Annotated in this window: 15 protein-coding genes; 5 read left to right on the forward strand and 10 right to left on the reverse strand. The window is 69.8% G+C overall.

The window, feature by feature from the left end; all coding sequences use genetic code 11:
• Positions 1 to 92: 92 nt before the first annotated feature.
• Genes AC1U89_RS20205 through AC1U89_RS20215 form a run of 3 tightly spaced genes read left to right on the forward strand, consistent with a single transcriptional unit; the run spans position 93 to position 3,021 of the window.
• Entirely contained in the window at positions 93 to 1,151 is a 1,059-nt protein-coding gene (locus AC1U89_RS20205) for a CDP-alcohol phosphatidyltransferase family protein (RefSeq protein ID WP_479901438.1), read from the forward strand.
• Positions 1,151 to 2,080 carry a diacylglycerol/lipid kinase family protein gene (locus tag AC1U89_RS20210; protein WP_479901439.1) on the forward strand — a complete coding sequence of 310 codons (930 nt, stop codon included), beginning with the start codon at positions 1,151 to 1,153 and terminating at the stop codon, positions 2,078 to 2,080. Before AC1U89_RS20205 ends, AC1U89_RS20210 begins: the two co-directional genes overlap by 1 nt.
• Positions 2,077 to 3,021: a hypothetical protein gene (locus AC1U89_RS20215; protein ID WP_479901440.1), complete on the forward strand. Its 945-nt coding sequence runs from the start codon at positions 2,077 to 2,079 to the stop codon at positions 3,019 to 3,021. Before AC1U89_RS20210 ends, AC1U89_RS20215 begins: the two co-directional genes overlap by 4 nt.
• Before the next feature lie 155 nt (positions 3,022 to 3,176).
• On the opposite strand, the gene spt is transcribed toward AC1U89_RS20215, so the two are convergent.
• From spt to AC1U89_RS20255, 8 genes are all read right to left on the reverse strand, one after another.
• Entirely contained in the window at positions 3,177 to 4,394 is a 1,218-nt protein-coding gene (gene spt / locus AC1U89_RS20220) for a serine palmitoyltransferase (protein ID WP_479901441.1), read from the reverse strand.
• Between the two features lie 3 nt (positions 4,395 to 4,397).
• Positions 4,398 to 4,649, reverse strand: coding sequence for an acyl carrier protein (locus AC1U89_RS20225; protein WP_026176593.1), 252 nt, complete (start codon positions 4,647 to 4,649; stop codon positions 4,398 to 4,400).
• 79 nt (positions 4,650 to 4,728) lie between these two features.
• A complete protein-coding gene (locus AC1U89_RS20230) occupies positions 4,729 to 5,694 on the reverse strand; it encodes an NAD-dependent epimerase/dehydratase family protein (RefSeq protein ID WP_479901442.1) in 966 nt (321 codons plus the stop codon).
• 1 nt (position 5,695) lies between these two features.
• Positions 5,696 to 7,399: a fatty acyl-AMP ligase gene (locus AC1U89_RS20235; protein WP_479901443.1), complete on the reverse strand. Its 1,704-nt coding sequence runs from the start codon at positions 7,397 to 7,399 to the stop codon at positions 5,696 to 5,698.
• A complete protein-coding gene (locus tag AC1U89_RS20240) occupies positions 7,396 to 8,757 on the reverse strand; it encodes a lipopolysaccharide biosynthesis protein (protein WP_479901444.1) in 1,362 nt (453 codons plus the stop codon). Before AC1U89_RS20240 ends, AC1U89_RS20235 begins: the two co-directional genes overlap by 4 nt.
• Positions 8,754 to 9,935 (reverse strand): glycerophosphotransferase, encoded by a 1,182-nt coding sequence (locus tag AC1U89_RS20245; protein WP_479901445.1) that lies wholly within the window; start codon positions 9,933 to 9,935, stop codon positions 8,754 to 8,756. The genes AC1U89_RS20240 and AC1U89_RS20245 overlap by 4 nt, the downstream gene beginning before the upstream one ends.
• A complete protein-coding gene (gene lptC, locus AC1U89_RS20250) occupies positions 9,932 to 10,549 on the reverse strand; it encodes an LPS export ABC transporter periplasmic protein LptC (RefSeq protein WP_479901446.1) in 618 nt (205 codons plus the stop codon). Before lptC ends, AC1U89_RS20245 begins: the two co-directional genes overlap by 4 nt.
• Positions 10,550 to 10,669: 120 nt before the next feature.
• On the reverse strand, positions 10,670 to 11,440 hold the full coding sequence (locus AC1U89_RS20255) for a pseudouridine synthase (RefSeq protein WP_479901447.1): 771 nt from the start codon (positions 11,438 to 11,440) through the stop codon (positions 10,670 to 10,672).
• Positions 11,441 to 11,554: 114 nt separating this feature from the next.
• Here AC1U89_RS20255 and AC1U89_RS20260 point away from each other — a divergent pair, with 114 nt between their 5' ends.
• Entirely contained in the window at positions 11,555 to 11,857 is a 303-nt protein-coding gene (locus AC1U89_RS20260; protein WP_479901448.1) for a hypothetical protein, read from the forward strand.
• A 52-nt stretch (positions 11,858 to 11,909) separates the two neighbouring features.
• Here AC1U89_RS20260 and AC1U89_RS20265 read toward each other — a convergent pair whose 3' ends face one another.
• Together AC1U89_RS20265 and AC1U89_RS20270 are read right to left on the reverse strand one after the other, a co-directional pair.
• Positions 11,910 to 12,101 carry a hypothetical protein gene (locus AC1U89_RS20265; RefSeq protein ID WP_029916726.1) on the reverse strand — a complete coding sequence of 64 codons (192 nt, stop codon included), beginning with the start codon at positions 12,099 to 12,101 and terminating at the stop codon, positions 11,910 to 11,912.
• A gap of 8 nt (positions 12,102 to 12,109) precedes the next feature.
• On the reverse strand, positions 12,110 to 12,430 hold the full coding sequence (locus AC1U89_RS20270) for a plasmid stabilization protein (protein WP_479901449.1): 321 nt from the start codon (positions 12,428 to 12,430) through the stop codon (positions 12,110 to 12,112).
• A gap of 102 nt (positions 12,431 to 12,532) precedes the next feature.
• Here AC1U89_RS20270 and AC1U89_RS20275 point away from each other — a divergent pair, with 102 nt between their 5' ends.
• Positions 12,533 to 12,988, forward strand: coding sequence for a hypothetical protein (locus AC1U89_RS20275; RefSeq protein WP_479901450.1), 456 nt, complete (start codon positions 12,533 to 12,535; stop codon positions 12,986 to 12,988).
• Position 12,989 lies beyond the last annotated feature (1 nt).

A 12,989-nucleotide genomic window follows, 5' to 3' on the forward strand; every position in this document is an offset into this window, starting at 1 on the left:
GGTTGTCTATCGTGAGCGTGGAAAATCGTCCAAATGACGCTGCCGGCCCGTCCGCCGTCACGGTCGGACAGGCGAAAACGCGCCTCTGGGGGATGACCTCGGCCGAGCGCCTCTCGCGCATCTATCGTCGCCTGGGCCTGGTCGAGGCCGGACACGAGACGGTCTTCGTCAGCGGCGATGTGGTGGTGGTCGACGCCGGCTGGGTGTTCGACGAGTCGCTGATCAAGGCCCTGGCCGGCCGTCCCGGCGTGGCCCTGGTCGACGACGCCGGCCGCATCGTCGCCGTCAACGTCCCCGCCGCCCGGGCCCGCGAGGCCATCGTGCGGCTGGATACCGGCGAGGACGTCACCGCCCTGGTCGAGACCCGCCTGACCGCCGTCGAGCTGGGCTCGGCCTACAACCACGCCCTGCGCAAGCGCGAGCCGCCGGTCCTGGAGCGCCTGACGCCCGAGACCCGCGTGGCGGTCGAGAAGCGCCTGTTCCAGGGCTCGTACAAGGGCGTCACCGACCTGGTGACCAAGCACGTGTGGCCCGTGCCCGCCCGGATCGTCACCCGCTGGTGCGCCCTGGCGAAGATGACGCCCAACCAGGTGACCCTGATCGGCTTCCTGCTGGTGCTGGCGGCCTTCTGGCTGTTCTGGAAGGGCGAATTCGGCTGGGGCCTGGTCTGCGCCTGGATCATGACCTTCCTCGACACCGTCGACGGCAAGCTGGCCCGGGTGACCCTGACCTCGTCCAAGTGGGGCAATGTCTTCGACCACGGTATCGACCTGGTCCACCCGCCGTTCTGGTGGTGGGCCTGGTACGTCGGCGTCGGCGCCCTGGGCTTCACCATGCCGCACGGCCATCTGGCCTTGGCGTTGATCCTGGCCGGCTACGTCCTGCAGCGGGTGGAGGAGGGGATCTTCCTGGCCCTGTTCAAGGTCGAGATGCACGCCTGGCGGCCGTTCGACAGCTTCTTCCGGCAGATCACCGCCCGTCGGAACCCGAACCTGATCCTGCTGACCCTTGCGGTTCTGGTCGGTCGTCCCGACATCGGGTTCCTCGCGGTGGCGGTCTGGACGGGCGTCTGCCTGGTCGTTCACGCCGTGCAAATCCTGCAAGCCCTGGCCGCCCCGAAAGGGGCCGTCGTTTCCTGGTTGTCGCGCTGATGCGAGTAGGCGTCGTCCGCAATCCGATGAGCCACGCCAATATCGGGCGCTCGGAGTCCGATGCGGGCGACGCGTCGACGACCGACGCGGTGCTGCTGGTCGAGCCGGCCACGCCCGAAGCCTTGGAGCAGGATCTGCAGGCCTTCGCCCAGTGCGGCGTGAAGATGCTGGTGATCGACGGCGGCGACGGCACGATCCGCGACGTCCTCAGCCGCGCGGCGACCATCTTCGGCGACGCCATGCCGCTGATCGCTCTGATCCCGTCCGGCAAGACCAACGTGCTGGCCATCGACCTGGGCGTGCCGCGCGACTGGACCCTGGCCAAGGCCCTGGCGGCCGCCAAGTCGCCCGACGCGGTGATCAAGCACCGCGCGCCGCTGGAGGTGCGCTGGGACGACGGGCGACCCAGCCTGCGCGGCTTCGTCTTCGGCCTGGGCGCCTTCGTGCGCGCCACCAGCCTGGCCCAGACCGTCCACAAGACCGGCGCCTTCCACAGCATCGCCGTGGCGATGAGCGTGCTGGGCGCCCTGGTCGGCACGGTCATGGGCGGCAAGCGCGACCAGTGGCGGGCCGGCGTGCCGCTGTGCCTGGCCATCGACGGCGAGGAGACCCGCACGGCCGACCGCTTCCTGGTGCTGGCCACCACGCTCAAGCGCCTGCCGTTCGGGGTCAAGCCGTTCGGCCCGCCGCGCGAGGGCCTGAAGTTCCTGGACGTCGACGCGCCGCCCCGCCGCCTGCCGGGCGCCTTCCCGGCCCTGCTGGCCGGCAAGGAGTCGGCCTGGTCGGGTCGCTACGGCTACCGGCGCGGCGACGCCGACAGGCTGCGGATCACCACCAACCAGCCGCTGGTGGTGGACGGCGACGTCTATGACGGCTCCGGCGGCCTGACCGTGGTCCTGGCCCCGACCCTGAAGTTCCTGGCGGCATGACCGGGTCCGTCGCAAGCCTGGTGGGCGAGGAGCTGCTGGCTCCCGCCCCGCCGCAGGCCGTGGCCCTGGCGGCCAGACTGCTGGACCGCTTCCAGACGCCGCTGGCGGTGCTGTTCTACGGTTCGATCCTGCGCACGGGCGACCTGGACGGGGTGCTGGATTTCTACGTGCTGACCGAGCGCGTCCGTCCGGGCCCGCGCGGCCTGGTCACGCGCCTGCTGTGGCCCGACGTCAGCTATCACGAGATCGCGCTGGACGGTCAGGTGCTGCGGGCCAAGGTGGCGACCATGACCCTGGCCCAGTTCCAGTCGGCGACGCGCGGGCGGGGGATCGACACCACCATCTGGGCCCGCTTCGTCCAGCCTGCCGGGCTGGTGTGGAGCGCCAGTCCGGCGGTCGCCGAGCAGGTGGTCGAGGCCGTGGCCGACGCCGCCCGCACCGCCGCCCGCTTCGCCGCCGCCCTGGGCCCCGCCGAAGGGCCGCCCGAGGCCTATTGGACGGCTCTGTTCAAGGAAACCTACGCGGCCGAGTTCCGGGTCGAGAAGGGCGGGCGCGAGCGCTCGATCCTGGGCTTTGACGTGGCCCGCTATGAGCGTCTGCTGCGCGCCGCCTGGCATGAGGAAGGCTTTCTGGACCTCGAGGCCGACGGCGTCGTGCAGCCCGCGCTGACCCCGGTAGGCCGGAAGCGCCTGCTGGCCGCCTGGCGCCTGCGCCGGCGGATGGGACGGCCGCTGAACTACGCCCGGCTGATCAAGGCGGCCTTCACCTTCGACGGGGCCGCGCGTTACGCCGCCTGGAAGATCGAGCGCCACACCGGCATGCCGGTCGAGGTGACGCCCTGGCGCGAACGCCATCCGGTGTTGGCCGCCCCGGGGGTGCTGTGGGGCCTGTGGCGGCGGCGACAAGCTCAGGACCGGGCGAAGGCGGGGAACGGGGCTTAGGTCCGGGCGATGCCGGGGACATGCCCTCGCGGCGTGTCCCCCAGACTTGGCTCCGTGGATGCTGATGGGGACACGCCGCAAGGGCATGTCCCCGACCCAAAAGAAAAGGCCCGAGGTTTCCCTCGGGCCTTTTGTCTTTCGGAAGCTGTCCGGCCTTAGGCCGAGACGCGCTTCAGCGGGCCTTCGATCAGGCCCATGGCGGCGCCCAGCTCGGCGAACACGGCCAGGACCTGGTCGATCTGCTCTTCGGTGTGGGCGGCGCTGACGCTGGTGCGCAGCAGCGGACGGCTGTCCGGCGTGGCGGGCGGCAGGGCCAGGTTCAGATAGACGCCGTTCTGCAGCAGGGCGTTCCACATGCCGATCGCACGCTCGGTGTCGGGCATGGTGATCGCCACGATCGGGCTGGAGGTCGGGCCGGTGACATAACCCATGCCCGACAGGCCGTCGTACAGGCGGCGGGCGTTGGCCATCAGCTTGTGGCGCAGCTCGGGCTGCTCTTCCAGGCGGCGTAGGGCGGTCACGGTCGAGGAGACCACGGCCGGCGGCAGCGAGGCGGTGAACATGTACGGACGGCAGGTGACGCGCATGACGTCGAAGTCGTCCATGTCCGAGACGCAGAAGCCGCCGATGGCGCCCAGGCTCTTGGAGAAGGTGCCGACCACGAAGTCGACGTCGGCCTCGACGCCGGCCAGTTCAGCCAGGCCGCGGCCGTGCTCGCCCAGGACGCCCATCGAGTGGGCTTCGTCGACCAGCAGGTAGCCGCCCAGCTCACGCTTCACGGCGGCGATTTCCTTGAGCGGCGCGGTGTCGCCGATCATCGAATAGATGCCTTCGACCACGATCAGGCGCTCGCCGGGCACGTCCTTCATGCGGCGCAGGCGCTTGTACAAGTCTTCCGGGTCGTTGTGGCGGAAGCGGATGACCTCGGCGTGGCCCAGGCGCGCGCCGTCGTAGATCGAGGCGTGGCTGTCGGCGTCCAGGATCAGGTGGTCGCCGCGGCCGACCAGGGTCGACAGCACGCCCAGATTGGCCTGGTAGCCGGTGGTGAACACCATGGCGTGCTTGCGCTTGTAGAACTTGGCCAGGGCTTCTTCGAGCTCGACGTGGGCTTCGAAGCTGCCATTGGCGATGCGGGAACCGGTGGTGCCGGTGCCGCGTTCCTGCACGGCCTTGACCGAGGAGGCGATCGCCTGCTCGTCGAAGGTCAGGCCCAGATAGTTGTTGGTGCCCAGCAGGATCGTGCGTTTGCCGTTGATCACGCCTTCAGTCGGCGAGACGACGGCGTCGAAGCGCACGCTGAAGGGATCGGCGCCGGCTTGCCGGATCGCATTGTAAGCGTCGCGATACGCGAGATGCTTGTCGAACAGCCCCATGGCTTAGGCCCTATTCCGAAGATCTTTAATCAGGGAGGCCAGGTCTCCGGCGGTTTCCACCGAAGCCAGGCGATCCAGAGGAATGGAGATGTCGAAGGTGTCTTCGAGCTCCATGATGATGTTCATGAGAGCCAGGGAGTCGACCGCCAGATCGCGGCCGATATGAGTATCGTTCGCCACATCGACCGAGCGCCCGAGCACCTTGCTCGTCGCTAGTCCGATTTCACGTAGAGTGAGATCCGTAACAGCTTCCATCGACCCGACAGTATCCCCGACCACAGTCTTACATAACCGAATTGTAACAGCAGTCCCGCCAGAAAATCGCCGTATTCGGCTATTTTCGAGACTTTTCTTCCTTCAACCAGCCTTCCGAACGATACCAGCGCACGCTTTGCGCGAATCCCGCTTCGAGAGGGTATCTCACTGGGGGAAAGTCCGGAATCGGATCGTTGCTAGATAGGGCCCAATCGCCGTGAAGCAACTCCCGAGCCTTGCCGGGTGTGAGAATTGTATCCTTCCCAGTTGCGGCGGACGCCCATTTTGACAACACCGCCAAAGCTTTGATCGCCCCCGAGGGGATACGCACCAGCCTTGGCGACGCGCCGACCGCTTTGGACGCGGTCCGCATGAGTTCGACCCAGCCATACCCCTCCGGACGGTTGTCGGACAAGCTGAGCAGCCCGGGGCGCGGCGTTTTGACCAAGTCGGCGATTCGGGCCGCGGCGTCGTCGACATGGATCCACGCCATGCGCGCTTTCGGGTCCAAAACGGGCAAAAAGACCGCTTTCGAGGCCATTTTGAACAGTCTGAGCGTCTCGACGTCGCCCGGTCCGTAGATCGCCGGAGGGCGGACGATGGTCAGATCACCGCCGAAAATCTCGCGGGCTGCGTCTTCTCCGCCACGTTTGCTGCCCGCGTAATCGGACAATTGCGGCTCGCGCGCGGCCAGGCTGGAGACCTGGATGAGTCGCGCGCCGGCCGCCTTGGCCGCCTGGGCGACCCGCCGCGTCCCGTCGACATTGCCGCGGTCGAAGGCCGCCCGGTCCCGCGCCTTGATCAGGCCGGCCACGTGGACGACCGCCTCGGCGCCGTCGCAGAGCGTGGCCAGGGCGGCGGTGTTAGCCAGGTCGCCGATCACCAGCTGGGGCTCAAGGCCGTGCCACGCCGGATCGGTGATGTCCCGGCGGGCCAGGATGCGGACGGTCCAGCCTTGGTCGGCCAGGACCTTGACCAGCCGGCGGCCCAGGAAGCCCGTGGCCCCGGTGACGGCGACCACGGGCCCCTTGGGGGCCTGCGTCATGTCAGGCGCGCTGGCCATAGGCGCCGGCCAGATAGGCGGCCTTGGCCTTGGAGCGGCTGAGCTTGCCCGACGAGGTCTGGGGCAGGGCGTGGGCGCCCACCAGCTGGACCTGGGTCTCGACCTGATGGCGCAGGCGCAGGACGCCCTGGATCTTCTCGATCAGGGCCGCGCGGGTGTCGGCGTCGCCGCCGCGCGCCTGGACCAGGATCACCACGACCTCTTCCTCGTCGCCGGGCACCGAGAAGGCCGCCACGTCGCCGCTGCGCAGGCCCTCGACCTCGGCCTCGGCGGTCCATTCCAGGTCCTGCGGCCAGATGTTGCGGCCGTTGAGGATGATCAGGTCCTTGCCGCGGCCGGTGATGACGATCTCGCCGTCGATCAGGTAGCCCAGGTCGCCGGTGTCCAGCCAGCCGTCGGCCGACAGCACGCGGGCGGTCTCCTGCGGCTGCTCGAAGTATTCGCGCATCAGGCTGGGGCCGCGGGCGTAGATGCGGCCGACGCCGCGCTCGGGCAGCACCGCGCCGTTCTCGTCGCGCACTTCCAGCTCGTGGTGGGGCAGGGCGGGGCCGTTGCGGGCGAATTCGCGCGAGCGGTCCAGGTCGTCGGTGAGCACGGCCTCGTGCTGCTCCAGGCGCTCGACGTCCAGGCGCTCGGTCTTCAGGCCGCCGCCCAGCGGGGCCATCGACAGGGCCAGGGTCGCTTCGGCCATGCCATAGCTGGCCACGAAGGCCTTGTCCGAGAAGCCGACGGAGGCGAACCGCTCGGCGAAGGCGCGCAGCGGGCCGGTGCGGATCATATCGCCGCCCAGGCCCGCGCTGCGCCACTTGCCGAGGTCCAGGTGCTCGATCGAGGCCACCTCGGCGCGACGGGCGCACAGCTCGTAGCCGAAGGTCGGGCTGTAGCTGATGGTGCCGCCGTTCTTGGTGATCAGGTCCAGCCACAGCAGCGGCCGGCGCACGAAGGCGCCGGTGGGCAAGAGGTCGACCGTCATCTGGCTGGTCATCGGCGACAGCAGGAAACCGATCAGGCCCATGTCGTGATAGAGCGGCAGCCAGGAGACGGCGCGGTCGGTCGGCAGCACCTGCAGGCCGTCGCGGGTGATGGCCACGGCGTTGGCCATCAGGGCCCGGTGGGTGACCAGCACCCCGGTCGGGAAGCGCGTGCTGCCCGACGAGAACTGCAGGTAGCAGGTGTTGTCCGGCTTCACCTCGGGCAGGGCGTCGCCCTTAGAGTCTGGAAGGTCCGCCAGGACGCCGGCGAAGTTCAGCGTGGTCTTGGCGGCGATCTCGACTACCCAGTCCTTCATGCCGGCCGGACCGATCAGCAGCTTGGCATGGGCCGAGTCCAGCATCCGCGCGATCTGCTCGACATAGGCCTCGCGGCCGCCCAGCGGCGCGGGCAGCGGCAGGGGCGCGGGGACCAGGCCGGCGTATTGGCAGGCGAAGAAGGCGCGCACGAAGTCGCCCTCGGTCTCGGCGATCAGGCCGACGCTGTCGCCCGGCTTGGCGCCGGTGGCCAGCAGGCGCGGGGCCAGGTCCAGGGCCTGCTCACGCAGCTTGGCGTAGGGCAGGGCCTCGACCAGCTCGCCGCGCAGCGAATAGAGGTTGATCCCGGTCTCGCCGGTCGCGGCGAAGTCGAGCGCGGCCGTCAGGGTGGGGAAATCGGCGAATCTCACGGTTCGCGAAGAGGACGTCGGAGTAATCATTGCGGAAGGCCTTTGGCGCCGTTTTGATCCTCGGCGCAAGTTTGTTCGTCTTTGGCGGGGGCCGTTTCCTGAGCCAGGCTACGCTTGAGCGCGATGTACATGCCGATGGCCAGGGCGGCGGCGACGCCCACCAGGGCCGCCCCGGCGCCGTCCAGGCCGGCGGCGCGGATCAGCGGGACCAGGCAGGCCAGGTAGATCGCGCAGACCACGGCCCGCACGCGCAGGGCCAGGCCAGCCTTGCCCAGCGAGACCAGCATCGGCTCCAGCGGCATGGCCAGGACGCCGATGGCGGCGGCGGCCACCTGCCAGTTCATGATGCTGGCGCCGGCCGCGAAGGCGGGACCCATCACCAGGGTCAGGATGTGGGCGCCGAACAGGATCGAGACCAGCAGCAGCAGGCCCGCCACGCCGCCGCCGATCAGGCCGATCTGGCGCGACAGCTTGCGCATGGCGGCCTCGCCGCCAGTGGCCCGCATCTTGGCCAGTTCGGGATAGAGGGCCGGCACCAGCAGCTTGGCTGGCTTGGCCATGCCGTCGGCCACCTGACGGCCCACGCGCCACATGGCCGCCTGGCCGGGGCCCAGCACCGAGCCGACCACCAGGGTGATCACCTGGCTGAAGGCGGTGTCGATCGTGCCGCTGAAATTGGTCGCCCAGGCGAAGCGCCAGATGCCCGGCAGGCCTTCGGACAGCGGGCCGCGGAAGGTGAAGCCCTTCAGCAGCTGGCGGCGGTTGAGGTCCCACAGGGCCACGCCGTTGACATAGATGAAGGCCGCGACCGTCCCGGCCGCCCAGGAGGCCAGATAGGCCTCGATCGGGGCGTGCAGGGTGAAGCACAGGGCGCAGCCGACCAGCCGGACCGCCGAGCTGACGGCCTGCTCGGCCGCCAGGAAGCGGAAGCGGTCGAACAATCGCAGCAGGCCGACCGAGGTGGCCGAGTCCATGACCGCGATCGACAGGGCGTAGCAGGCGGCGGCGGGCGACAACTCGGCCGGCCAGCCCAGGAAGTGGCCGAACAGCAGGGCGCCGACCACGCCCAGGGTCACGCCCACGGCGGCGCCCAGCGAGTCGAGCAGGATGGTGAAGCGCAGCACCTGCTGGAAGCGCGGCCGGTCGTTCTGCAGCAGGGCCGAGGCGCCGTACTGCAGCAGGGTCTGCCAGGACTGGAACTTGGCGACCTCGCCCAGGAACTGCGAGAAGGCGTTGATCAGCACGATCACGCCCATCAGATCCTTGCCCAGGCCGCGCGCGGTCAGGGCGATATAGGCCAGGCCGACCACGGCGTTGACCGTACGTCCTCCGAGCAGGGTCCCGGCATTGGCCAGGACCCGATGCAAGACCTTGGTTTCCTTGCTCATCGCGGACGTCGGCGTCCCGTTGGCAGGCGGTCGACGATCGCCTGGGCGGCGCGGACCGACGAGGGCGTCTCGCGCAGGTCGAAGCTTTCGGCGAAGCCTTTCCGCTGGGCCTCGACATAGTCGCCGTGCCCGCGCTGGGCCGAGGCGACGGCGTCGACCAGGCCCTCGACGTCATCCATCACCGGCCCGTACAGCCAGTGATGGAAGCTCTCGTCGCCGCGCCAGTCGGCGTGGGTGGGATTGAGGAACAGGCAGGGCTTGGGCGTGCGCAGGAACTCGTAGACCTGGCTGGAGACGTCGCCCAGGTAGATGTCGGCCGCGCGCGTGTAGGTCATGTCGATCGCCGCGGGCCCCCCCAGGTCGAGATGGATGCGCGGATGGTCGACGAACGGGGCCAGGGCCTCGATCGAGCGGGGATCCGCGCCTTCGAAGAGGCGGATATGGGGCGCGAAGATCAGATTGTAACGCTCGTCCGCCGCGAACCGCTCGAGAATCCGCCGGCCCCACTTGGGCCAGGAGCCCAGGGTCGGGTGGAAATGCGGGTTGTACAGCACCAGCGGCTTGGCTTGCGGGAACACCGGCAGGGGCGAGGGCGGCAGGGCGTCGATGATGTCGAACTTGGGATAGCCGACCATGGCGCAGGTCTTCGGCGTGACCCAGCCCTCGTCCAGCATGCGGTCGCGCTGCTTGKGGCCGGCGGCCATGACCAGGTCGAACTGCTTCAGGCGCGGCTCGAACGGGCCGCCCCGGTCGCCGGCGCCGTGCTGGGTGTAGACCAGCTTGGTGTCCTTGACCCCCAGCTTGCGCAGCAGGGCGGTGGTGCGTTCGGGCGTGACCACGGCGTCGTAGCGGGCCAGGCGGCGGACGTTGGCCGCCAGCATCAGGGCCTTGGGCGGCGTCGACGAGCCCTTCAGCCGCAGCTCGCGCAGCCAGGTCGGCGGCAGCAGCCGCATGGGGATCGGCGGGGCCTTCAGCGTCTCCAGCAGGTCGCGCACATAGTCCAGGTGCTCCTGGGCGGTGGCGGCGATGTGCACGTCGACGTCGGGCCAGCCCTTTGCGAGGGCGATGGCGATCGGCAGGCTGTGCAGGATCTGGTGCGTCTGGGCGATGTAGAGGAAGCAGACGCTGGGCCTGACTTCGCCGCCTTTTGGGCCGCCCTTCGGGTCGGTCGCGGTCACTGTTGCGGCGTGAGGCGCGTGCGCACCCGGCCCTTGAACACCACCCGATCGCCCTTGTCGCTGACCGAGTAGTTGTCGGCCCGGATCGAGCCGCTGTTCGGGCCGGCGCCCTCGACCGCGGCGCCGCCGACCAGGTCGCCGGTGTGGGTGTCGATCAGCGCCTTCTGCGAGGCGAACTGGTAGCCCTGCCCGTTGTCGATCTTGACGTCGCCGGTCAGCAGCAGCGAGCCCTTCTCCTCCTGGTAGGCCCCGTCCTTGGAGACCACGTGGGTGGGGGTGTCGGTGCCGTAGCCGCGGGTCAGCTGCGGGTTCTTCAGGAACACCTGGTCGGCGTTGCTGAGATCGCGCGTGGCCGAGGTGGCGGTGATCAGGAAGGCGCGGCCGTCCTTCAGCGTGCCGGTGAACCGCGGGTTCTCCATGCGCAGCGGCGCGGCGGACGCGGGGGCGGCGGGCTTGACGGCCATGGCGCGGATCACGCCCTGGCCGACGATCGCCACCGCCATGCCGACGGCGATCGTCGGCAGGATGGTCCGCAGGGCGCGCACCGGCTTGCGGTGGCGGTTGCGGTTCTTCTTGCGGACCGGCGCGGCGGCTGCGGGCGTGATGGCGATCATGGCTGTACGAACTGAATGCGGCTGCCGGAGGGGACAGGCGACCGGCTTAAGCCCACCGGCCCGATCCCCCAAGCGGTATTGCGAACCTGCCCCCGCCCGGGGTGGCGGTCAACGTCGGGTTTATCCGCCGGCGGGATGGATCAGGCCGGCCCGCTCGTCGGCGGTCAGGGGCCGCCAGCGCCCCTCGGGCAGGTCGCCCAGGACCAGGTCGCCGATGCGGATGCGCAGCAGGTCCGTCACCGTCAGCTCGACCAGCTCGCACATCCGGCGGATCTGGCGGTTGCGGCCTTCCTTGAGCACGAAGCGCAGCTGCTGGCGGCCCACGACCTCGACCTCGGCGGGGCGCAGCTGGCGCTCGTCCAGCTCCAGGCCGTGGCGCAGCAGGGCCAGCTTCTCGTCGGTGATCCAGCCGTCGACCCAGACGAGGTATTCCTTCTCCAGCTCCGAGGCCGGGCCGATCACCGCCTTGGCCACCACCCCGTCCTCCGACAGGATCAGCAGGCCGCGCGAATCCATGTCCAGCCGGCCCACGGGAGCCAGCTTGTTGTCGAAGCCGGGGATGACCGGGCTCTGGCCGACCAGGGCCTCGCGGGTCAGCAGGCGCACGGCCGGGACCTGGCCGGGATCGGGCTGGGACGACACGATGCCGACGGGCTTGTGGATCATCACCGTCAGCGCGCCMTCCAGCTTGGCCTGGGCGCGGTCGGACAGCACCAGGGTCTGGCCGGGCTCGATCTTGCGGCCGACGTCGTCCACGCGCTGGCCGTCTATCGACACTAGGCCCTGGCTGATCAGGGCCTCGGCCTCGCGGCGGGAGCAGACGCCGTTCTGGGCCAGCCAGCGATTGACGCGCTGCGGCTCGGCTTCGTCGTAGAGGCGGGTCCAGGCCATGGGATCGGGTCCGAAGAGGTGAGGGGCCTGTCTAGGGCCAGCCGGGGGCGCTCGGCAACCGTCGTGGCGGCCAAGCCGTTGGATCGGCAGTGCGAACCGCCTTGGAGACCTCCCATGACCGATCACGTCGACAACGACACCGCGCTCGAGGAGGTCCTGGAATTCCTGGCCGATCCCCCCGCGCCGGGCACGCCTGAAGACGCCCGCTTCGGGTCCCGCCTGCGCCAGGTGCTGTCGGCCTCGATCGTCGACGATCCGGTCGACGAGGACGACCCCACGCCCAAGCCCGAACTGGCGATCGACGACGACCTGCGCCGCAAGCTGGAAGCGGCGGCCAAGCGGCGGTCGTCCAACCCGTTCGGCGAGCATCCCGAGGGGATCGGGCCGACCCTGGGGATGGATCTGAGCAAGTCCTGAGGCTTGCCGTCGGGGACAGGCGCATGCGCCTGTCCCCAGCTTCAGCCGAGGCCTAGGCCCGCCCGCCGGGGCTGTTCTTGAACGTGTCGCCGATCTCGCGGGAATCGCCGCCATCGGGTCCGGCCGTGCGGCGTTCCTTCTGGCCGGTCTTCCTGGTGTCGGCGTCCGAAACCAGTCCCGGACGTTCGCCGGCGGGCAGGGCCTCGTTGGCCTCGCGGCCGGGGCTGTTGATCTTGTCGGTCATGAACGTTCCTAGTGATGAGCGTGATGTTCGGCGTTGCGCTTGCGCGTCGCAGCCGCTTTCTTGGCCGATGCCGAGCGTTCGGCCGCCGTGCGCGAGGCCGAGGCCTCGCCGCCCTTCTCGCCGCCTTTGTGGGCCGCCGGATGGCCGGTGGATTTGCCGCGCCCGGAGCCGCCGGGCTTCTTGCCGCCGCCGTCGTCCTTGTTGACGGTCGCCCAGGCCCGCCGCTCGGCCTCCTTCTCGGAGACGCCGCGCGCCTCGTAGCCTTCGGCGATGTGATCGGCCTTGCGTTCCTGCTTGTCGGTGTATTTCGACTTGTCGCCCTGGGGCATGGTCGTCCTCCATTTCTCGTGGAGGGAAAATCCGCCGTCGGCGCCTGAGGTTCCTACAGCCAACCTCCGGAACAAGCTGAACAATCCGGCCGTTCGTGAGGCATGGCGCGCAAGCTCAAGGTGTTCTCCTGGTCGGACGGGCTCCACGACTACACCGTGGCCGCGACCTCGCGCGCCAAGGCGCTGGAGGCGTGGGACGTCGGCCGCGACCTGTTCAAGGACGGCACGGCCCGTGAGGTCGCCGAAGGGCCGGCCCACGACGCCGCCCTGAAGGGGCCGGAAACCGTGGTCACCACACCCGCCGGCGGCCTGGGCGCGGCGCTGAAGGGACTGCCCGCCAAGGCGCGGCGCAAGCCGTCCAAGGCCGAGACGGCGCGGGCCGAGAAGCTGGCCGCCCTGAAGGCGCGGCTGGACGCCCTCGAGGACGAGGCCGAGGCCTCGGAGCTGGCCTTCGCCGAGCGCCGCGCGGCGCTGGACGCCGAGGAGGCGGCGGCGACGGAGGACCTCCAGGCGCGGCGGGCGGACCTGGAGAAGGCGATCAAGGCCGCGCGGAAATAGC

The organism is Caulobacter sp. 05T431, assembly GCF_056665975.1.